Raw genomic sequence first — 20,513 nt, forward strand, 5'->3', positions numbered from 1 at the left:
TTTGGGGCTGGGGCCCCCGCCCCACCCCCCCCGCCGGCGGTCCCCGCGGGGGCCCCTTTTTGGGGGGGGGGGGGGGGGGGGTCGCGGGGGGGGCGGGGGGGGGGGCGCCCCCCCCCCCCCCACGGCACGAGACACCACGGAGGACCCATGACCGCCGCACCGCCCGGCCGCCCGCCCGTCGTCGACCTGGCCACCTGGCAGGCCGCCAGGGACGAGCTCCTCGTCCGCGAGAAGGCCCACACCCACGAGGGTGACGCCATCGCCGCGGCCCGCCGCCGGCTGCCGATGGTCGAGTTCGACGGGACGGTCGAGGTCGTCGGCCCCGAGGGACCGGTCCCGTTCCTCGACCTGTTCCAGGGCCGCGACGAGCTCGTGGTCTACCAGCACATGTGGTACGACGGAGCGCCGCACCAGGGGCAGTGCGAGGGGTGCACCACCACGGCCTGGCACCTGCGGGACGCCGTCTACCTCAACGCCCGCGGCGTCTCGTTCGCCGTGCTGACCCCGGGCCGTTGGGACGAGGTGGCCTCCTTCGTCGAGTTCATGGGCTACACCCAGCCCTGGTACTCGGTGCGGGACGTGCCCGCGCCGGTCGGCGGGGAGATGGGGCATCTGACCTGCTTCCTGCGCGACGGCGACCGCGTGTTCCTCACCTACTCCACGACGGGCCGTGGCACCGAGCCGGCCAACGGCTCCCTCAGCCTGCTCGACATGACGCCCTACGGCCGCGGCGAGGCGTGGGAGGACAAGCCGGAGGGCTGGCCCGAGGGACACGCCCCGTGCTGGTACTGGCGCACGGACGCGGAGGGGAACGCCACCTGGGGCCCGACCGGCCGCCCCGTGCCGCAGTGGACCCGCCCCGGCGCGACCCCGGTGGAGACCCTCGGCCGGCACGGCCCCCACCACTGACGCCTCGGGACCGGCGTCAGGCGTCCCGGCGTCGGTCCCTTCGCTCGGGGAGCCGCTCGAAGCCGGCCGAGGTGTAGGCGGCGACGCCACCGACGTTGGAGCTCGGGGTGCAGACGAGCGCGCTCGACGCGCCCAGCTCCCGGAGCGCGGCCGCCGCGGCGAGGTTGATCGCCCTGCCGTGCCCCCGACCGCGGTGTTCCCGATGCACCCCCATCGGCTCCAGCACCCCGGGCCGCCCCGGGCCGGCCGCCCAGACCGTCACCACCGCCACCGCGGCGCCCCGGTCGTCGTACGCGACCAGGCACCTGGCGTCGGCGTACGGCGATCCGGCCGCCATCGCGTGCCAGCGCTCGGCCGTGAACGTCGACCCGTCGAACGACGCCCGCAGCACGTCGGCCCACACCGCCGCCCGCCCGGGACCGATCGCCTCGACCCGCAGGCCCGGGTCCGCCACCGGCCCACCGAGGTCGCGGCGCAGCGGCGTCCACGGCTCGTCCTCGGGCCAGCGGTGGACGCCCAGCAGGTCGTGGACCAGGGCGCCAGGGGGCGCCTCGACATACGCCTGCCCCGCCGGCAGCACGCCGCGCTCCGGGTCGGTGGCGTCCTCGACCAGTCGCCGCGCCAGCTCCTCGTCCCGCCGGGCGTCAGGCGCCGTCGTCAGCCGCAGCAGCTCGGGGCCGTCGAGCAGCCCGACGGCGAGGATCCGCCCGTCCCGGCTCCAGGTCCTGACCGCCGCGGCCGTCGTCTCCGCGCCGAACCGCCAGAACCAGCCGAGGTCCCCCGGATGCAGCTGCGTCGGCGCCCCCTCGGACTGCCACTCCCGCAGCACCCCCACGACCTCGCCCAACCCGTCGGCCCCCGGCCTGCCCAATGCGATCGTCATGCCGCAGAGCACACACCACCGCGCCGACGCTCCGCACCCCAGTTGGCGACGACCGGCCCGACGAGGATCCGGGATCCGGCCCCCCGGGTGGCGTAACCCCAGTTGCCCGGCGCGCCGGGCTCGGTGTCGATGGCCACATGGACCTCCCGATCCTCCCGCTGGCCGTGACGATGATGGCGGGCCCGCAGTTCGTCTCCTCGGTGATCCTGGTGACGACCCCGCGCGCCGTCCGGGTGTCGCTCGCGTTCCTGGCCGGCGTCGCGGTCGCCGTGGCGGTGGGGGTGACGGCGATGTTCTTCGTCGCCGCGGCGTTCGGCGGCGCGGTGGGGCTCGGCAGCGAGTCGGACAGGGGCTCGGCCGGCAACGTCGTCAAGTACGCCCTGGTGGGGCTGCTCGTGCTGCTCGCGCTGCGGAACTGGCGCGGGCGGGCCACGGCCGAGCCGCCGAAGTGGCTCGGCGCGCTGATGGACGCGGGGCCCGGCCGGGCCTTCCGCACCGGGCTGCTGGTGATCCTGCTGATGCCGTCCGACCTGATCGTCCTGCTGACGGTCGGGGTTCACCTGCGGCAGACGCACGCCACCCCGCTGGCCGCGCTGCCGTTCTGGGCGCTGACCGTGCTGATCGCGGCGCTGCCGCTGCTCGCGCTGCTGCTGTTCCACCGCCGTGCCGCGACCGCGATGCCCAGGGTGCGGGAGTGGATGAACACGCACAGCTGGCTGATCAACATCGCCGTCTGTGTGCTGTTCGTCGTGATCATCCTGTCGGGTGCGTGACCGCCCCCGAGCCGGCCTCGGCGGCGGCGACGTTCTCCTTGACCCGCAGGAAGCTGTCCGGGCTGACGGAGACGGAGTCGATGCCCGCCTCCACCAGCAGTCGCGCGAAGTCCGGGTCGTCGCTCGGGCGTTGCCCGCACAGCCCGACCATCCGGTGGCCGGCGTGGGCGGCGTCGATCAGGGTGGCGATGCTCCCGGTGACGGCCGGGTCGCGCTCGTCGAACAGCTCGGCCAGCTGCTCGGAGTCCCGGTCGACGCCCAGGGTGAGCTGGGTGAGGTCGTTGCTGCCGATGGAGAAGCCGTCGAAGCGCTCGGCGAAGGCGCCGGCGAGCAGGATGTTGGAGGGGATCTCGGCCATCACATAGGTCTCCAGGCCGTTGCGTCCCCGGATCAGCCCGTGGTCCGCCATGGTCGCCAGCACCCGGTCGGCCTCGCCCAGGGTGCGGCAGAACGGGATCATCACGACGGCGTTGGTGAGGCCGATGTCGTCCCTGACCCGGGCGACGGCCCGGCATTCGAGGCCGAAGCCCTCGCGGTAGTCCTCGTGGTAGTAGCGGCTGGCGCCGCGCCAGCCCAGCATCGGGTTGCCCTCGGTGGGCTCGAACGGCAGGCCGCCGATGAGCCTGGCGTACTCGTTGGTCTTGAAGTCGCTCATCCGCACGATGACGGGGCGCGGCCACCAGGCGGCCGCGATGCGGGCGATGCCCTGGGCCAGCCGGTCGACGAAGAAGGCGGACTTGTCCTCGTATCCTGCCGTCAGTTCGGCGATCTCCCGCTTGGTGGTCGGGTCGGCCAGCTCGTCGTAGCGGAGCAGCGCCATCGGGTGGACGCCGATGTGGTTGGCGACGACGAACTCCATCCGGGCCAGGCCCACGCCGTCGGCGGGCAGCCGCCACCAGCGGAACGCGGCGGCCGGGTTGGCGATGTTGAGCATCACCCTGGTGCGCGTCTCGGGCACCCGCGTCAGGTCGAGGTCGCGTTCCTCGTACTCCAGGACGCCGTCGTAGACGTCGCCCCGCTCGCCCTCGGCGCAGGAGACGGTGACCCGGCGGTCCTCGGACAGCGTCGCGGTCGCGTCCCCGGTGCCGACGACCGCGGGCACGCCGAGCTCCCGGCTGACGATGGCGGCGTGCGAGGTCCGCCCGCCGTGGTCGGTGACGATGGCCGCGGCCCGCTGCATCACCGGCTCCCAGTCGGGGTCGGTGGCGCTGGCGACCAGTACGGCGCCGTCCTCGAACCGGTCGGCCTCGGCCGGGCTGTTCAGCTTGCGGACCGGTCCGGCGGCGATGGCGTCGCCGATCGCGAGGCCGCTGACCAGGCGCTCGCCGCCCGGCTCGGTGAGCCGGTAGGAACGCAGGGTGGCGGCCTGCCTGCGGGCCTGCACGGTCTCCGGGCGGGCCTGGACGACGTGCAGCTCGCCGGTCTCGCCGTCCTTGGCCCACTCGATGTCCATGGGCCGGCCGTAGTGCTCCTCGATCACCTCTCCCCAGCGGGCCAGCTGGAGGAGCTCCTGGTCGTCGAGGACCAGCGCCCGGCGCTCCGCGTCGGAGGTCTCCACCGTCCTGGTCGGGGAGTCCCCGGAGTCGCCCGAGTAGACGATCTTGGTCTGCTTGCCGCCGACCCGCCTGGCGATCACCGGGCTGAGGTCCGTCTTGTGCAGGAACGGCTTGAAGACCTCGTACTCGTCGGGGTCCACCGCCCCCGAGACGACGGACTCGCCGAGCCCGAAGGCGGCGTTGACCAGCACCACGCGCGGGAAGCCGCTGTCGGTGTCCAGGGTGAACATCACCCCGGCGCCGGCGCGGTCCGCGCGCACCATCTGCTGCACGCCCACGGACAGCGCCACCCTCAGGTGGTCGACGTGCTGGTGCTCCCGGTAGCTGATGGCCCGGTCCGTGAACAGCGAGGCGCAGCAGCGGCGGCAGGCGTCCACCACGGCGTCCTCGCCGGTGACACCGAGGAACGTCTCCTGCTGGCCGGCGAAGCTGGCCTCCGGCAGGTCCTCGGCCGTGGCGCTGCTGCGCACCGCCACGTCCACGTCGGCCCGCCCGAGGCGCTCGCACAGCTCGCGGTAGGCGCGCCTGACCGCGCCGTCCAGGGCCGGCGGCAGCGGCGTGTCCAGGATCCGTTCGCGGATGGTCCGCCCGACGTCGGCGAGCTCGGCCCCGTCGCGCAGGGCGTCGAGCCGCTCGGCGACGGCCGTGCCGAGCCCGTCGGTGGCCAGGTACTCGCGGTAGGCGTCGGCGGTGGTGGCGAAGCCGGCGGGGACCCGGATGCCGCGCGGGGCGAGGTTGCCGATCATCTCGCCGAGCGAGGCGTTCTTGCCCCCGACCACCGCGACGTCCCCCGCCGACAGGTCCTCGAACCAGCGGATCCGGTCGTCCTCCGTGGTGCCGGTCATGGCGCCTCTCCCTCGGGTTCTCGTCGGCGTGGCTCGGTGCGGCGGGTAGCCGCTCGGGTGGGGCGTGAAACCCGAGGAGGGGCCCGAACGGATGGCGCTGGGGCGCGTCGTCCCGGCCCCGCGCGGCGGCGCGGAGAAGACTTGCCCGGGCAGGGGGCCGAGCGGTGCTGCGGGACGGTGAGGATGGACGGGCTGGCCCGGACGGTGGTCGTGGGCGTGGGCAACGAGTTCCGGCGCGACGACGGGGTGGGCTGGGAGGTCGTGGCCCGGCTCGCCGAGCGCGCCGGCCGGGCGGACGCGCCGGCCGGGGTGGCGTTCGCCGTCTCGGACGGCGACCCGGGGCGGCTGATCGGGGTGTGGCGGGGCGCCGGGCTCTGCGTGGTGGTGGACGCGGGGCACGCGCACCCGGCGTGTCCGGGGCGGGTGCACCGGATCGAGGTCGCCGACGGCGAGCTGCGGACCACCGAGTCGACCAGCTCGCACGGCATGGGGCTCGGCGAGGCGGTCGAGCTGTCGCGGGTCCTCGGGGCGCTGCCCGAGCGCTTGGTGGTCTTCGCCGTCGAGGGGCTCGACGCCTCGGTCGGCCCGGGGTTGTCGGAGCCGGTGCGGGCGGCCGTGGCGCCGCTGGTGGCGCGCGTGGAGGCGGAGATCGCGCGCCACCGGGAGGCGGTCACGGCGAGGGCGGCCGATGGCTAGCCGGCGGGAGGCGTGGCGGATCGAGGTGTCGGGGACGGTGCAGGGCGTGGGGTTCCGGCCCTTCGTGCACCGCACGGCCACCTCGCTGGGGATCGAGGGCTGGGTGCGCAACGTCGACGGCCTGGTGGTCGCCGCGGTCACGGGCTGCCCGGAGCGGCTGGCCGAGCTGGCCGCCCGCTGCCGGGACGCCGCGCCCGCGCTGGCGAAGGTCGGGCGCGTCACGGTGGGCGGACTCGTCCCCGGCGAGCCGCCGCCCGGACCCGGCTTCACGGTGCTGGCGAGCGTGGGGCGGACGGACGGCGGCGCGGTGCGCGAGCTGCCGGTGGACGCCGCGCCGTGCCGCGACTGTCTGCGTGAGCTGTCGGACCCCGCCGACCGCCGCCACCGCTATCCGTTCGTCAACTGCACCGCGTGCGGGCCGCGGGCCACGGTCATCACCGATCTGCCCTACGACCGGGAGCGCACCACGATGCGCGCCTTCCCGCTGTGCGGGGAGTGCGCCGCCGAGTACGCGGACCCGGCCGACCGCCGCTTCCACGCCGAGCCGCTGGCCTGCCCCCGCTGCGGGCCCCGGCTGTCCTGGCGGTCCGGAGGCGTCACGGCCATGGGCGAGGCGGCGCTCGCGGCGGCGGTGGCGGCCGTCGCCGCCGGCGCGCTGGTCGCGGTCAAGGGGGTGGGCGGCTACCAGCTGGTGTGCGACGCGACGCGCCCCGAGGCGGTGGCGGCCCTGCGGCGCCACAAGCGGCGCCCCGACAAGCCGTTCGCGGTGCTGGTCCGCGACCTGGCGACGGCCGCGCGACTGGCCGTGGTCGGTCCCGCGGAGGCTGCCGTGCTGGCCTCGCCGGCCAGCCCCGTGGTGCTGCTGCCGGCGCGACCGGCCGCGGGCCTCGCGCCCGAGGTGCACCCGGGGACCACGCGGATCGGGCTGATGCTGCCGGCCAGTCCGCTGCACCAGCTGCTGGCCGGGGACGCGGACCGCCCGCTGGTGTGCACCAGCGGCAACGCGGCCGGGGCGCCGATGGCCGTGGACGACGCGGAGGCGGCGGCCGGGCTCGACGGGGTGGCCGACGGGTTCCTCGGCCACGACCGGCCGATCCACGCCCGCTCCGACGACTCGGTGGTGACGCTGGTGCGCGGTCGTACGCTCACCGTCCGCCGGGCCCGCGGTCACGCGCCGGCTCCCGCGCGGCTGCCGGTCGCGGCGCCCCGCCCGCTCGTCGCGGCAGGGGCGCAGCTCAAGCACACCTTCACCCTGGCCTCGGGGGAGCTGGCCGTCGTCGCCCCGCACACCGGCGACCTCGGTGACGTGCGGACCATGGACGCGTTCGAGACGGCCTTCGCCCGGCTGTCGCACCTCACCGGGATCACCCCGGAGCTGGTGGCGCACGACCTGCATCCCGGGTACGCCAGCACGGCGTGGGCCGCCCGCTGGCCCGCGGAGCGGCGGGTGGCCGTGCAGCACCACCACGCCCACGTCGCCGCGTGCGCGGCCGAGCACGGCCTGGTGGGTCCCTTCACCGGCGTGGCGCTCGACGGTCTGGGATTCGGCGCCGACGGCACGCTGTGGGGCGGCGAGGTGCTGGTCGCCGACCTGCGGGAGTTCCGCCGGGTGGGCCGGTTCGGCACCGCGCCGCTGCCCGGCGGCGAGGCGGCGGTGCGGGTCCCCTTCCGGATGGCCCTCGGCTACCTGCTGGGCGGGGAGCGGCTGGGCGGGCCGCGGCCGGACCCGGCGCTGGTGGCGGCCTTCGCCGGCCGCCGCTCCCCGCGCGAGAGCGGGGCGGTGCGGGCGATGGTCGAGCGCGGGGTGAACTGCCCCCGGGCGTCGAGCGCCGGACGGCTCTTCGACGCGGCCGCGAGCGTCCTCGGGCTGTGCGACACCGTCAGCTACGAGGGGCAGGCCGCGCTCGCCCTGGAGGCCGCCGCCGGCGACCTGTCCGGCGAGCCGCTGCCCTGGCGGATCGCCCGGGCCGCCGACGGGCTGCCGGTCTACGACCCGGCCGCCACCCTCGGCGCGCTGCTCGAAGGTCTCGCCGCGGGGGTACCGGTGCCGAGGCTGGCCGCCGGGTTCCACACCGCGGTCGCCCGGGCGACGGCCGGCCTGGTGGAGCTGGCGGTGGCGGACGGGGCCCCGCGCATGGTGTGCCTGGGCGGCGGCTGCTTCCAGAACGCCCGGCTGCTGACCGAGGTCTCCGACCGGCTGGGCGCGGCGGGGCTGCGGGTGCTGGTCGGCTCCGCCGTGCCGGTCAACGACGGCGGTATCAGCTTCGGGCAGGCCGCGGTGGCCGCCGCCCGATCGGCCACGGCGGAGAAGGAGGGATCGACGTGTGCCTCGGCATCCCGGGTCGCGTGATCGACGTGTCGGAGAACAGCGGCCTGCGCGTGGCGACGGTCGACTTCGGCGGGATCAGGCGGGACGCCTGCCTCGCCTACACCCCGGAGGCCGGGGCGGGTGACTACGTGATCGTCCACGTCGGATTCGCCATCAGCACGGTGGACGAGGCCGAGGCGCGCCGCACCCTGGACGTGCTGCGGGCGATGGGCGACGCGGTCGAGGGCGAGCTGGGCGAGCCGCTGCCGCCGGCCACCCCGTCCGGGGCCGGGTCATGACCGGCGCGGTCCTCGACGTCGCGGGCCTCGAAGCCCTGGTGCGGGCGCTGGCGCGGCGCGGGCGCACCGTGGTGGGGCCCACGGTCAGGGGCGACGCGATCGTGCTGGCCGAGCTGGGTTCGGCGGCGGAACTGCCCTACGGCTGGGGCGTGGAGCTGGAGGCCGGCCGGTACCGGCTGCGGCGCCGGGCGGACCGGATGGCGTTCGCGCACAGCGCGGGACCCCAGTCCTGGAAGTACTTCCTGCACCCGGAGCGGGTGCGGCAGTGGACCGCGGACCGGGCCCAGGACGGCACCGTCACCGTCACCGAGGAACCGGACGCCCCGCCCTCCTACGCCTTCCTGGGGGTGCGCCCCTGCGACCTGTCGGCCATCGCCGTCCAGGACGGGGTGCTGATCGGCGGGCCGCACGTCGACGACACCTACCGGCGGCGGCGCACCGGCGCGTTCCTGGTCGTGGTGGAGTGTGTGGAACCCGGCGCGACCTGCTTCTGCGTGTCGATGGGCACGGGCCCCGGGGCGCACGGCTCCTGGGACCTGGCCCTGACGGAGCTGCACGACGAGCGCGGCCACCGGTTCTGGGCGCGGTCGGGCAGCGCCGCGGGCGAGGAGGTGCTGGCCGAGCTGCCGAGCACACCGGCGGACGAGGCGACCGTGGCGGCCGCAGGCGGCAGCGTCGAGCGGGCCGCCGGCCGGATGGGCCGCACCATGCCGGAGGTGGACCTGCGCCGCATGCTGCGCGACACCCTGGAGGCCGAGCGCTGGAACGACGTCGCCGCCCGCTGCCTCACCTGCGGCAACTGCACGATGGTCTGCCCCACCTGCTACTGCACCACCACCGAGGACGTCACCGACCTCACCGGCGACCACGCGGAACGCTGGCGCCGCTGGGACGTCTGCTACGACCTCGACTTCAGCTACCTCACCGGCGGGGTGGTGCGGCGGACCGGCCACAGCCGCTACCGCCAGTGGCTCACCCACAAGCTGGGCACCTGGCACGACCAGTTCGGCAGCTCCGGCTGCGTGGGCTGCGGCCGGTGCATCGTGTGGTGCCCGGTCGGCATCGACATCACCGAGGAGGCCCACGCGCTGCACGCGGAGTCCCCGGCCGGCGGGGGCGAGGACGGTGCGGGCTCGTGACGACCACGACGGGCTTCCTCGCCGGCCTGACCCCGCCGCACCGCGGCGAACTGCTGGCGCTGGGCGGGACCGTGTCCTTCCCCGCCGACTCGCGGCTCTTCGAGGAGGGCCAGCCGGCCGACCGGTTCTGGCTGCTGACCAGCGGCTCGGTGGCCCTGGACATCCACGTGTCGGGCCGGCCGGCGCCGATCATCGAGACCCTGGGCCCGGGCGACCTGCTCGGCTGGTCCTGGCTCTTCCCGCCCTACCGGTGGCACCTGGGCGCCCGAGCCCTCTCCCCGGTGGCCTGCGACGAGTTCGAGGTGCGTGCCGTCCGCGCCCGCTGCGACGCGGACCCCGCCTTCGGCTACGACCTGGCGCGCGCCGTCGCCGCCGTGGTGGGGCAGCGACTGAAGGCCACCCGGATGCGGCTGCTCGACGTCTACGGCCCACCGCGCGAGGAGGCCCGATGAGCGCGCTGCCGGTGCCCCACGAGGTGACCGCGTGGGAGCGGGAGACGCCGGACACCGTCACCCTCACCCTGGAGCCGGTCGGCGACCCGCTGCCGGCCTTCGCGCCCGGCCAGTTCGCCATGCTCCACGCCTTCCCGCGCGGCGAGGTCCCGATCTCGCTCAGCCAGACCTCGCCCTCGGGCCACGGACTGGTGCACACGGTGCGGGCCGTCGGACCGGTCAGCCGGGCACTGACGGAGTCGCGGCCCGGCCGGCACGTGGGCGTGCGCGGGCCGTTCGGCATCGGCTGGGACCTGCCCGCCGCCCGCGGCCACGACGTGCTGGTCATCGCCGGCGGCCTGGGGCTGGCGCCGCTGCGCCCCCTGCTGCTGCGGGCGCTCGGCGAGCCCCAGGCGTACGGGCAGATCAGTCTGCTGGTCGGCGCGCGCACCCCCGACGACCTGCTCTACACCGGCCAGCGCCGCACCTGGTCCGAGGCCGCGCGGGTGGCCGTCACCGTGGACCGGCCGGGCCCCGGCTGGCGGGGCGAGGTGGGGGTGGTCACCGCGCTGCTCGACCGGACGCCCTACCGTCCGGACCGCACCACGGCGTTCGTGTGCGGCCCCGAGGTGATGATGCGCGCCACCGCCCGCGAGCTGGTGCACCGCGGCATCCCGGCGCCGCGCGTCCGGCTCTCGCTGGAGCGGAACATGCGCTGCGGCACCGGGCACTGCGGGCACTGCCAGCTCGGGCCGCTGCTGCTGTGCCGGGACGGCCCGGTGGTCGGCTGGGACCGGGCCGAGTCGCTGCTCGCGGTGCGGGAGCTGTGAGGGCCGTGACGGAACGTCGCCCCACCCTCGCCGTGTGGAAGTTCGCCTCCTGCGACGGCTGCCAGCTCACCCTGCTCGACTGCGAGGACGAACTGCTGCCCATCGCCGGGGCCGTGGAGATCTCCTACTTCCTGGAGGCGTCGAGCGCCGAGGGCCCCGGGCCCTACGACCTGTCCCTGGTCGAGGGCTCGGTCACCACGCCACGCGACGTCGAGCGGATCCGGCACGTCAGGGACGTCTCGCGGCACCTGGTCACCATCGGGGCCTGTGCCACCGCCGGCGGCGTCCAGGCGCTGCGGAACTTCGCCGACGTCGCCGACTTCCGCGCCGCCGTCTACGCGAGCCCGGAGTACGTCGAGACCCTCGCCGAGTCCACCGCCATCTCGCTCAACGTGCCGGTCGACTTCGAGCTGCGCGGCTGCCCCATCGACCGCGGCCAGCTGGTCGAGGTCATCACGGCCTTCCTCGCCGGCCGGCGGCCCGACATCCCCGACCACAGCGTGTGCTTCGCCTGCAAGCGGCGCGGCGTGGTCTGCCTGCCCGTGGCCAGCGGCACCCCCTGCCTCGGCCCGGTGACCCACGCCGGCTGCGGGGCGCTGTGCCCCTCCTACGGGCGGGGCTGCTACGGCTGCTTCGGCCCTTCGGTGTCGACCAACATGCCGGCGTTCATCCCGCTGCTGCGCCGCGACGGCATGTCCGACCGCGACATCGTGCGGGTGCTGCGCACCTACAACGCGGCGGAGCCGCAGTTCGCCGAGGCGTCGACGCCACTGGCCGAGGAGGACACATGACGCACCGGGGCTCCCGCGTGGTGCACGTCGGCGCCCTCTCCCGGGTGGAGGGCGAGGGCGAGCTGCGGCTGCGGGTCGACGGCGACGGCACGGTCACCGAGGCCAGGCTGCGGATCTACGAGCCGCCGCGGTTCTTCGAGGCGTTCCTGCGTGGGCGGGCCCACACCGAGCCGCCCGACATCACCTCCCGGGTCTGCGGCATCTGCCCCGTCGCCTACCAGATGAGCGCCTGTCAGGCGATCGAGGCGGCCTGCGGCGTCCCCGTCACCGGGCAGCTCGCCGCGCTGCGCCGGCTGCTGTACTGCGGCGAGTGGATCGAGAGCCAGACCCTCCACGTCCACCTGCTGCACGCCCCCGACTTCCTCGGCCACCCCAGCGCGATCGACATGGCCCGCGACCGCCGCGCGGACGTCGAGCGAGGGCTGCGGATCAAGCAGGCGGGCAACGCCATCGTCGAACTCCTCGGCGGCCGGGCCATCCACCCGATCAACGTCCGCCTCGGCGGCTTCCACTCCACCCCCACCAGGGCCGCACTGCGGCCGCTCGCCGAGCGGCTGCGCCAGGCCAGGGACGACGCGCTCGCCACCGTGGAGTGGGTGGCCGGCTTCGACTTCCCCGACGCCGGCGCCGACTGGGAGCTGCTGGCCCTCGCCGACCCGGGCCGGTACGCCATCGAGGGCGGCACCCCCACCGCCATGGCCGCGCCGAGCTCCGCCGGTCTCACCGAGGACAGCACCGAGGCCCTGCCCACCCGGGCCTTCCCCGTGCACGACTTCGAACGGCACGTGGTGGAGCGTCAGGTCCCGGACTCCACCGCGCTCTACTCGTCCCTGGACGGCCGGCGGCACCTCACCGGGCCGCTGGCCCGCTACGCGATCAGCGGCCGCTGGCTCTCGCCGCTCGCCCTCCAGGCCGCCCGGGCGGCGGGGCTCGGCGACCCGGCGGCCGGGGTGGTGTGCCGCAACCCGTTCCGCTCCATCCTGGTCCGCGCCGTCGAGGTGGTGTACGCGCTCGACGAGGCGCTGCGCCTGATCGACGGCTACGAGCCGCCGCCGGCCCCGGCCGTGCCGGTGCCGGCCAGGGCCGGCACGGGACACGGCGCCACCGAGGCGCCGCGCGGCCTGCTGTACCACCGCTACCGGCTGGCGCCCGACGGCACCGTGCTGGACGCCAGCCTGGTCCCGCCCACCGCGCAGAACCAGGACGCCATCGAGGACCATCTGCGCCGCGTCGTCCAGGCCCGGCTCGCCGCGGGGCGCGGGCCGGACGACGACGAGCTGCGGCTGCTGTGCGAGCGGGCCATCCGCAACCACGACCCGTGTATCTCCTGCTCCGCCCACTTCCTCGATCTCACCGTCGAACGCGACTGAACCGACCCGACCCCGGAAAGGACGCACCGTGCGCTATCTCGACGAGTACCGGGACCCCGTGCTCGCCCGGCGGCTGCTGACCGAGCTGACCGCCGTCGCCACCCGGCCCTGGCGGATCATGGAGGTGTGCGGCGGCCAGACCCACACGCTGGTCCGCCAGGGCATCGACGAGCTGCTGCCGGCCGGCGTCCGCATGGTGCACGGGCCCGGCTGCCCGGTCTGCGTGACCCCGCTGGAGACCCTGGACCGGGCGATGGCGATCGCGGAGCGGCCCGGGGTGGTGTTCACCAGCTTCGGTGACATGCTGCGGGTGCCGGGCTCGTCCACCGACCTGCTGTCGGCGCGGGCCAGGGGCGCCGACGTGCGCGTGGTCTACTCGCCGATGGACGCGGTGGAGATCGCCCGCCGCGAGCCCGGGCGCGAGGTCGTCTTCCTCGCCGTGGGCTTCGAGACCACCGCCCCGGCCAACGCGATGGCCGTGCTGCACGCCGCCCGCCTCGGGCTGACCAACTTCAGCCTGCTCGTCAGCCACGTCCTGGTGCCGCCGGCGATGACGACGCTGTTGGCCGACCCGGACTGCGAGGTGCAGGCGTTCCTGGCCGCCGGGCACGTCTGCGCGGTGATGGGCTGGACCGCCTACGAGCCGATCGCCGAGCGCTACCGGGTGCCGATCGTGGTCACCGGCTTCGAGCCGCTCGACCTGTTGGAGGGCGTCCTCATGGCCGTCCGGCAACTGGAGGAGGGCCGCGCCGAGGTGGCGAACCAGTACGCGCGCGCCGTGCGCAGGACCGGCAACACCGAGGCGCAACGGGCGGTGCGCCGGGTGTTCCGCGTCGCCGACCAGGTCTGGCGCGGCCTCGGCCCGCTGCCGGCCAGCGGCCTGCGGCTCAGCGAGGAGTTCGCGGCCTTCGACGCCGCCCGCCGTCACGACGTTGGCGCGCTCCGCCCCAGCGAGCATCCCGACTGCATCGCCGGCGCCATCCTCACCGGCGCCAGGCTGCCCACCGACTGCGCCGCCTACGGCACCCGCTGCACCCCGCGCACCCCGCTCGGCGCGCCCATGGTCTCGACCGAGGGCACCTGCGCCGCCTTCCACTCGGCGGGCCGCACCGCCGCCGCCCCCGCCGGGAGCCCCGCGTGACCGAACAGGCCACCACCCGCACGCTCGACTGCCCGCTGCCCCGTGCCGGGGACGGCGCACGGGTGCTGCTCGGCCACGGCGCCGGCGGCCGGCTCTCCGCCGAGCTGCTGGAGACGCTCGTGCTGCCGGCGGTCGCCCCAGGCGCCGGGCCCCTGGAGGACGCGGCCGCCGTGCCCACCGACGAGACCCTGGTGATGACCACCGACGGCTTCGTGGTCAGCCCACTGTTCTTCCCCGGCGGCGACATCGGCGCCCTGGCCGTGCACGGCACCGTCAACGACCTGGCCATGCGCGGCGCGGAACCGCTGGCCCTCACCGTGGCGCTGGTCGTCGAGGAGGGGCTGCCGCTCGCCGAACTGCGCGCGGTGCTCGACTCGCTCGGCGCGGCGGCCCGCGCGGTCGGGGTGCCGGTGGTGGCCGGCGACACCAAGGTCGTCGGGCGCGGCCACGCCGACCGGCTGTTCGTCACCACCACCGGCGTCGGCCGCCGGCTGCCGGGGCTCTCGCCCTCCGCCGCGGGTGCCCGCCCCGGCGACGCGGTGCTGCTCAGCGGCCCGATCGGGGCCCACGGCACGGCCGTGCTCAGCACCCGCGAGGGCCTCGGCTTCGCGACCGACGTGGCTTCCGACACCCGGCCGCTGCACCGCCTCGTGCGGGCGCTGGCCCCGCTCGGCGACGCCGTGCACGCCCTGCGCGACCCCACCCGCGGCGGCCTCGCCGCCTCGCTCAACGAGATCGCCCGCGACTCGGGAGTGGAGGTGGAGATCGACGAGGCCACCGTTCCGGTGCCCGAGCAGGTGGCCGCCGCCTGCGACCTGCTGGGTCTCGATCCGCTCCAGGTGGCCAACGAGGGCTGCCTGGTGGCGTTCGTCGCCGCCGGCGCGGCCGACGAGGCGCTGCGCCTGCTGCGCTCCCTGCCCGAGGGCGCGGCGGCGGTCCGGGTCGGTGAGACGACCGAGGGGCCCGCCGGCCGGGTGGTGCTGCGGACCCTGGTCGGGGCGCGGCGGATCGTCGAGCTGCCGCTCGGCGAGCTGCTGCCCCGGATCTGCTGAACCGGGGCGCCGCCGGGGTCACCAGGGGGTGCGCGGCTCCGCGCCGGTGATCTCGCTCGCCGGCCGGCGCGGGCTCGGCTGGCCGGGTGGCCCGTAGCCGAGCCTGATCAGCATCTGCACGTGCTCCGGTGGCCGGTCGGGGCCGTGCAGGGCGGCCCGCAGGTCGGGCCACTCCAGGGCCTGGTGCAGCAGGGAGGCGCGGACCTCGTGGCCGGTGGCGACCAGCAGCACGTGTTCCAGCGCCTCGCCGGCCCGCAGCCAGTCCGTGCGCCGGTCGTGCGTGGTGGCCAGCACCCCGATGACCGGGTTGCGCTCGAAGACCCGGGTGGGCAGGGCGGGGGCGAGGCCGGCGAAGTCCCGCACCGGCACGTTGCCGCCCTGGTCGCCGGGGCCGAGCTGTCCCGGGCCGATGCCGTAGGAGCCGGCCTCCCTGACCCATTCGCGGCTCTCCTCGCGCCGCCCGGGCTCGTGGGCGTTGCGCCACTCGCCCTCGGCGGTCAGCCGCAGCAGTCGCGTCACCTCGTCCGCGTCCGGCAGGTACAGCGCGACGTCCTCCACGCGGGCCGCCGCGACCAGGTCGTCCACCACGCCCCGGGGCAGCGGCCGGTTCTCGAACGGGAAACGGCTGCTGTGCCGCCGCCACACCTCGTCGTACAGGTCCTTCTCCCCCCGCCCGTCCCGGTCGTCGGTGACCCGGACGGCGGCCAGCAGTCCCGGCTCGTGCGGGTCGGGCAGCAGCCGGACGGCCGTGCCGCGTCCGAAGTGGGCGGCCGCCACCCGCAGGTTGTACAGCGCGGTGCCCGTCGAGACGTGCAGGGCGCGCCCCGTCGGGTCGGTCTCCTGGAGCGTCCGGCTCGGCACGGCGCGCACCAGCAACGTGTCCCGATCGGGGGCCAGTCGGAAGCTCCAGGGCTGGGTGTTGTGGATCGAGGGGGCCCTGGTCGCGGCCGAGACCAGTCTCTCCACGGTCGCGGCGTCGAGCCCGGCGGTCGGTGCCATGCGTGTTCTCCTCCTCGGCGCTCGGACGGGGCACTCGGACGTTCAGCCGGTGCGGATGCGGCGGCCGGTGACGCGGGCGGTGGTGATCCGCACCCAGCGCTCTCGTTCGCCGCCCGCCCAGGGTTCGCTGCGGGCGGCCTCGTCGAGCCGACTCGCCTCGGCCGGGTCGGTCACCTGCCGGGAGGGGCCGGTGACCAGCACGCTCCAGCCCCGGCTGAGCGCGTCGTCGACGTGGTCGACCTCGAAGGCCACGTCGGCGCCCGCGGCCCGGGCGGCGGGGCTGTCCCGCCCCGTCCGGAAGACGATCGCGTCGTCCACCACCGTGTAGTTCACCGGGAAGATCGCCGGCCCCTCGGGCGTGGACACCGCGACCCGGCCGACGCCGTGGGTGGCGAGGTGCTCCCGGCACTCCGCCCCGCTCATCGGCACCAGCTCCGGGCGCCGCGCGGCCTCGCCGCGCCCCGGCGGGAGCTCGGAGCCGCCGCCGAGCAGCTCGGCGGCCGAGGTTTCGAGGGCGGCCGCCAGCCGCAGCAGCGCGGCGGTGTCCGGCGCGTCGGGGCGCCGTTCCGCGTAGCGGACGTAGCTGGCGGCCACGCCGGCGCGCTCGGCCACGTCCTCCGGGGTGAGCCCGAGCCTCTCGCGGCGGGCGGCCAGCCGCCGCCCCACGTCGCCGCGTCCGCTGCCCGATGCCGGCACGTCGTGCTCCTCTCGCCGACTCCACTCCCGCCTCCCCAGCCCCTTCCGATTTGCCCGGAATGCCGAGATGAAACCGGGTGTGGGGCGCGGATCGCCGGCCGGCCGGCGGCCACGTGGCGCGAACCGGCCGGAGGTGCTGTGCTGGGAAGGGAAGCCTGGACACCTTCGGAGGCGGTGACAGCGGTGGAACAGCCCATGGTGGTGGGGGTCGACGGATCGGAGTCCAGCCTGGCGGCGGTCGACTGGGGAGCCGACGAGGCCGCGCGCCACGGGTGCGCGCTGCGCCTGGTCTACGCCTCCTTCTGGGAGCGCTACGAGGCCCTCACGCCCTCCGCCGGCGTCGACCGGCCGGAGAGCCGGACGCTGGCCCGCAACGTGCTGGCCGCCGCCGAGCGGCGCGCCACCGACCGACAGCCCGACGTCAAGGTCTCCGTCGACATCGTCGCGGAACCCCCCGTGCAGGCCCTGCTCGAGGAGAGCCGGCACGCCCTCGCCGTGGTGGTGGGGTCGCGGGGCCGGGGGCCGCTGACCAGCATGCTGCTCGGCTCGGTCAGCCTCGGCGTGGCCGGCCGCGCCGGCAGCCCGGTCGTGGTGGTGCGTGGCACCCGACCCGCGCTGACCGGCGGCTTCGGCCGCGTCGTGCTCGGCGTCAAGGAACCGGTGCGGGACGCGGAGGCCCTGGAGTTCGCGTTCCGGGAGGCCGCGGCCAGGTCCTGCGAGCTGCTGGTCCTGCACGCCTGGCGCGCCGCCACCGACGAGTCCCGGGTCGCCGACGAGGCCACCGCCAGGGGGTTGCTGACCGACGCGCTGGCACGGGCGGCCGAGCGCCATCCGGGCGTCCGGGTGTCGCGGGACATCACCGAGGGCCCCGCGCGCCCGGCCCTGCTGGACGCGGCCGAGGCCGCCGACCTGCTGGTGGTCGGCGCCCACCGGCGGCGTGGGGAGGAGGGCCTGCACCTCGGCCTCACCGGCCACGCGCTGCTGCACTTCGCGGCCTGCCCGGTGGCCGTGATCCCGAGGTCCTGAGACCCCGGCGCCGGCCGGCCCCGTTCACCCCAGGCGCCTCGGGTAGGGATCGTGGCGACGGCGCGGCAGCAGCCGGATCCGCACGTCGAGCGCGGTGATCCCGTCCGGCCTGGCCACCACCGGGTTGAGCTCGGCCTCCGCCAGCTGCGGCAGGTCCTCGGCCATCCGCGACAGCCGCAGCAACAGCCCTTCGAGCCCGGCCAGATCGACCGGTGGCGCCCCGTGCCGGCCCAGGAGCAGCGGGGCGCACCGTGGCGCGCCGATCAGTTCGTGGGCGTCGGTGTCGGTCAGCGGCGCGAGGCGGGCCGCGTGGTCCGCGAGCACCTCCGTCGCCGTGCCGCCGAGCCCGAACAGCACCAGCGGGCCGAACACCTCGTCCTGGGTGACCCCGGCGATCAGCTCCGTGCCCGGCGCCGCCATCGGCTGGACCAGGACGCCGCCCATCCGGTCGCCGAGGCGCGCCGTGAAGTCGCGGAACGTGGCGCGCACCGCCGCCTCGCCCACCAGGTCGAGCCGGACCGCCCCCTGCGCGCTCTTGTGCGTCAGCCCCGGGCCGTACGCCTTCACGGCCACCCGCCCGTCGGGCCCCGCCAGCCGATCCGCCGCGGCGGCGGCCTCCGCCTCGCCGGTCACCCAGGCGGAGGGCCCGAGCGCGATGCCGTAGGCGTCCAGCAGCGCCACGCAGTCGGGCGGGTCGAGCCAGCCGCCGTCCGGCCGCCCGCGCAGGAACGACTCCACCAGGCCGGCCGCCCGTGCCGGGTCCAGCCCGGCCAGCTCGGGCACCGTGCCCGCCGGGCGGGCCCGCCACCGGGCGTGCGCCGCGGCCCTGGCCAGGGCGCGTGCCGCCGCAGGGGCGTCCGCGTAGGCGGGCAGCGGCCGCCCGCGCGCCGGCAGCAGGCGCACCGGCTCTACCTGGTCGAGCAGCACGGCGGCCACCGTGACCGGTACGGCGGGACCTGCCGTGAGACCCCGCGTCAGGTCCTCGCCCCGGGCCGTCGCCAGGGCGGTGGGCACCAGCACCACCAGGACCGCGTCGTAGGCGCCGTGCCCGGCCAGCCGGCCGACGCACGACGCCAGTTGGGCCTCGGTCACCGCGGGTGTGACGTCCACGGGGTTGGCGACGCCGGCGCCCGCCGGCAGGCCGGCCAGCAGCGCCTCGGCCAGCTCGGGCGGCGGCTCCGGCACGGTGAGGCCGGCCTCCTGGCAGGCGTCGGCCGCCAGCACGCCGGCGCCTCCCGCGTTGGACACCACCGCCACCGCGGGGCCGCCGGGCAGCGGCTGGCCGTGCACCAGGGCCGCCACGCCCAACAGTTCGCCGATGCTGTGGGTCGCGACGACGCCGGCCTGGGCGAACAGCGCCTGCCGGCTCATGGTCGGGGTCGCCGCGGCCGCGGTGTGCGAGGCCGCGCCCCGCCGCCCGGCCGGCGACCGGCCGGCGTCCACCGTGAGCACCGGCATCCGGCGGGCGACCCGGCGGGCGGTCCTGGAGAAGGCACGCGGGTTGCCGAACGACTCCAGGTGCAGCACCGCGAGCTCGGTGCGGCCGTCCGCCTCCCACCAGCGCAGCAGGTCGTTGCCGCTGACGTCGTACTTGTCGCCGAGCGAGACGAAACTCGAGATCCCGATGCCCAGCCGGGAGAGGCCGCGCAGCAGCGCGATCCCCACCCCACCGGACTGCACGGCCACCCCGGCCGTGCCGGCCACGGCGCCGGGCGGCGCGAACGTCGCGTCCAGCCGCACCGCGTCCTCGGGGTTGCCCACCCCCAGGCAGTTGGGCCCCACCAGGCGCATCCCGTGGGTGCGGCAGGCGGCCAGCAGCGCCGCGCCACGCTCGGCGTCGAGCCCCGCGGTCAGCACCACCAGGGCCCGCACCCCGGCGGCCCCGCACTCCTCCGCCACCCTCGGCACCTCGGGCGCCGGCACGGCGAGCACCGCCAGGTCGGGGACCCTGGGCAGCGCGCCCACCGTGGGGTAGGCCGGCACGTGCTCGACGAACCGCGCGTGCGGGTTCACCGCGTACAGCAACCCGGTGTAGCGCCCGCGGCGGATGTTCCGCAGCACCTCGTGCCCCACCGAGCCGCCGCGGCGCCCGGCGCCCACCACCGCCACGCAGCCGGGCCGCAGCACCCACCGCAGGCTGGCCGCGTCCGCCCGGCGGTCCCGCTCGTCCACCGCCCGCAGGTAGCGCTCGTCGCCCATGTCCAGGCGGACCGCGCAGCGCACCTCGCCGCCCTCGAAGCGCCGCGAGACCGGCAGCCCGAGGTCGGCGAAGACCTTCAGCACCTGCTGGTTGTCGGCCAGCGCGTCCGCGGTGAACGAGGTGACCCCCGCCGCCCGGGCGGCGTGTGCCAGGTGTTCGAGCAGCAGCGTCCCCACGCCGCGCCGGTGCCACCCCTCGCCCACCGCGACCGCCATGTCCGCGGTCGTCGGGTCACGCGGCGACCGCTCGTACTCCGCGATGCCGACGACCCGGGCCCCGGCAAGCGCCAGCAGCGCGAGGTACCCGGTGCCGGCCGCGTCCCGCACCCGGCGGGCCGCCCGCTCGCCGAGCCCGGCGCCGGCGGCGAAGAACCGCGACCGCACGCTCTCGGGCGACATCTCCCGGTAGAGCCGCGCCACCTCGGCGTGGTCCTCGGGGCGGGCCGGCCGGACCTCCACCGTCGTCCCGTCGGACAGCAGGGCGTGCACCCCCGCCGCCGCGGTGTACCGGGGGCCCGTCATGGCGCTGCCTCCATGGCACCTGCCTACCGCGCCCGGCCGGCCCCCGCG

General features: G+C 76.4%; 18 protein-coding genes. 13 read left to right on the forward strand and 5 right to left on the reverse strand.

Annotation, left to right across the window (positions count from 1 at the left end):
• The first annotated feature begins 147 nt into the window (after positions 1-147).
• Positions 148-909, forward strand: a complete 762-nt coding sequence (locus ACFWI8_RS20560; protein ID WP_387093434.1) for a DUF899 domain-containing protein — start codon at positions 148-150, stop codon at positions 907-909.
• 16 nt (positions 910-925) lie between these two features.
• On the opposite strand, the gene ACFWI8_RS20565 is transcribed toward ACFWI8_RS20560, so the two are convergent.
• A complete protein-coding gene (locus tag ACFWI8_RS20565) occupies positions 926-1,792 on the reverse strand; it encodes a GNAT family N-acetyltransferase (protein ID WP_387093437.1) in 867 nt (288 codons plus the stop codon).
• 137 nt (positions 1,793-1,929) lie between these two features.
• Here ACFWI8_RS20565 and ACFWI8_RS20570 point away from each other — a divergent pair, with 137 nt between their 5' ends.
• Complete coding sequence (locus ACFWI8_RS20570; RefSeq protein WP_387093439.1) at positions 1,930-2,565, forward strand: GAP family protein; 636 nt, start codon at positions 1,930-1,932, stop codon at positions 2,563-2,565.
• Here the strand turns inward: ACFWI8_RS20570 and ppsA are convergent.
• Positions 2,546-4,966, reverse strand: coding sequence for a phosphoenolpyruvate synthase (gene ppsA, locus ACFWI8_RS20575; protein ID WP_387093442.1), 2,421 nt, complete (start codon positions 4,964-4,966; stop codon positions 2,546-2,548). The genes ACFWI8_RS20570 and ppsA overlap by 20 nt on opposite strands.
• A gap of 183 nt (positions 4,967-5,149) precedes the next feature.
• Here ppsA and ACFWI8_RS20580 point away from each other — a divergent pair, with 183 nt between their 5' ends.
• Genes ACFWI8_RS20580 through hypE form a run of 10 tightly spaced genes read left to right on the forward strand, consistent with a single transcriptional unit; the run spans position 5,150 to position 15,023 of the window.
• Complete coding sequence (locus ACFWI8_RS20580; RefSeq protein ID WP_387093445.1) at positions 5,150-5,662, forward strand: hydrogenase maturation protease; 513 nt, start codon at positions 5,150-5,152, stop codon at positions 5,660-5,662.
• Entirely contained in the window at positions 5,655-8,012 is a 2,358-nt protein-coding gene (hypF, locus tag ACFWI8_RS20585) for a carbamoyltransferase HypF (RefSeq protein WP_387093448.1), read from the forward strand. Before ACFWI8_RS20580 ends, hypF begins: the two co-directional genes overlap by 8 nt.
• Complete coding sequence (locus ACFWI8_RS20590; protein ID WP_387093451.1) at positions 7,985-8,269, forward strand: HypC/HybG/HupF family hydrogenase formation chaperone; 285 nt, start codon at positions 7,985-7,987, stop codon at positions 8,267-8,269. The genes hypF and ACFWI8_RS20590 overlap by 28 nt, the downstream gene beginning before the upstream one ends.
• On the forward strand, positions 8,266-9,408 hold the full coding sequence (locus ACFWI8_RS20595; protein ID WP_387093453.1) for a 4Fe-4S dicluster domain-containing protein: 1,143 nt from the start codon (positions 8,266-8,268) through the stop codon (positions 9,406-9,408). Before ACFWI8_RS20590 ends, ACFWI8_RS20595 begins: the two co-directional genes overlap by 4 nt.
• The gene (locus ACFWI8_RS20600) at positions 9,405-9,860 is read left to right on the forward strand and encodes a cyclic nucleotide-binding domain-containing protein (protein WP_387093456.1); all 456 of its coding nucleotides are present in this window, start codon (positions 9,405-9,407) and stop codon (positions 9,858-9,860) included. The genes ACFWI8_RS20595 and ACFWI8_RS20600 overlap by 4 nt, the downstream gene beginning before the upstream one ends.
• Entirely contained in the window at positions 9,857-10,669 is an 813-nt protein-coding gene (locus ACFWI8_RS20605) for an FAD/NAD(P)-binding protein (RefSeq protein ID WP_387093459.1), read from the forward strand. The genes ACFWI8_RS20600 and ACFWI8_RS20605 overlap by 4 nt, the downstream gene beginning before the upstream one ends.
• Before the next feature lie 5 nt (positions 10,670-10,674).
• On the forward strand, positions 10,675-11,460 hold the full coding sequence (locus tag ACFWI8_RS20610) for an oxidoreductase (RefSeq protein ID WP_387093462.1): 786 nt from the start codon (positions 10,675-10,677) through the stop codon (positions 11,458-11,460).
• The gene (locus ACFWI8_RS20615) at positions 11,457-12,830 is read left to right on the forward strand and encodes a Ni/Fe hydrogenase subunit alpha (protein WP_387093465.1); all 1,374 of its coding nucleotides are present in this window, start codon (positions 11,457-11,459) and stop codon (positions 12,828-12,830) included. The genes ACFWI8_RS20610 and ACFWI8_RS20615 overlap by 4 nt, the downstream gene beginning before the upstream one ends.
• Before the next feature lie 28 nt (positions 12,831-12,858).
• Positions 12,859-13,971 carry a hydrogenase formation protein HypD gene (hypD, locus tag ACFWI8_RS20620; RefSeq protein ID WP_387093468.1) on the forward strand — a complete coding sequence of 371 codons (1,113 nt, stop codon included), beginning with the start codon at positions 12,859-12,861 and terminating at the stop codon, positions 13,969-13,971.
• Complete coding sequence (gene hypE / locus ACFWI8_RS20625; protein ID WP_387093471.1) at positions 13,968-15,023, forward strand: hydrogenase expression/formation protein HypE; 1,056 nt, start codon at positions 13,968-13,970, stop codon at positions 15,021-15,023. The genes hypD and hypE overlap by 4 nt, the downstream gene beginning before the upstream one ends.
• Positions 15,024-15,041: 18 nt before the next feature.
• Here hypE and ACFWI8_RS20630 read toward each other — a convergent pair whose 3' ends face one another.
• Positions 15,042-16,022, reverse strand: a complete 981-nt coding sequence (locus ACFWI8_RS20630; RefSeq protein ID WP_387093473.1) for an Acg family FMN-binding oxidoreductase — start codon at positions 16,020-16,022, stop codon at positions 15,042-15,044.
• Between the two features lie 42 nt (positions 16,023-16,064).
• Positions 16,065-16,718, reverse strand: a complete 654-nt coding sequence (locus ACFWI8_RS20635; RefSeq protein ID WP_387093476.1) for a pyridoxamine 5'-phosphate oxidase family protein — start codon at positions 16,716-16,718, stop codon at positions 16,065-16,067.
• Positions 16,719-16,901: 183 nt separating this feature from the next.
• Here ACFWI8_RS20635 and ACFWI8_RS20640 point away from each other — a divergent pair, with 183 nt between their 5' ends.
• A complete protein-coding gene (locus tag ACFWI8_RS20640; protein WP_387093478.1) occupies positions 16,902-17,744 on the forward strand; it encodes a universal stress protein in 843 nt (280 codons plus the stop codon).
• 24 nt (positions 17,745-17,768) lie between these two features.
• Here ACFWI8_RS20640 and ACFWI8_RS20645 read toward each other — a convergent pair whose 3' ends face one another.
• Positions 17,769-20,465, reverse strand: a complete 2,697-nt coding sequence (locus tag ACFWI8_RS20645) for a GNAT family N-acetyltransferase (RefSeq protein ID WP_387093480.1) — start codon at positions 20,463-20,465, stop codon at positions 17,769-17,771.
• Positions 20,466-20,513 lie beyond the last annotated feature (48 nt).

It is taken from the genome of Streptomyces sp. NPDC127098 (assembly GCF_042722465.1).
Classification (GTDB): Bacteria; Actinomycetota; Actinomycetes; order Streptomycetales; family Streptomycetaceae; genus Streptomyces; species Streptomyces millisiae.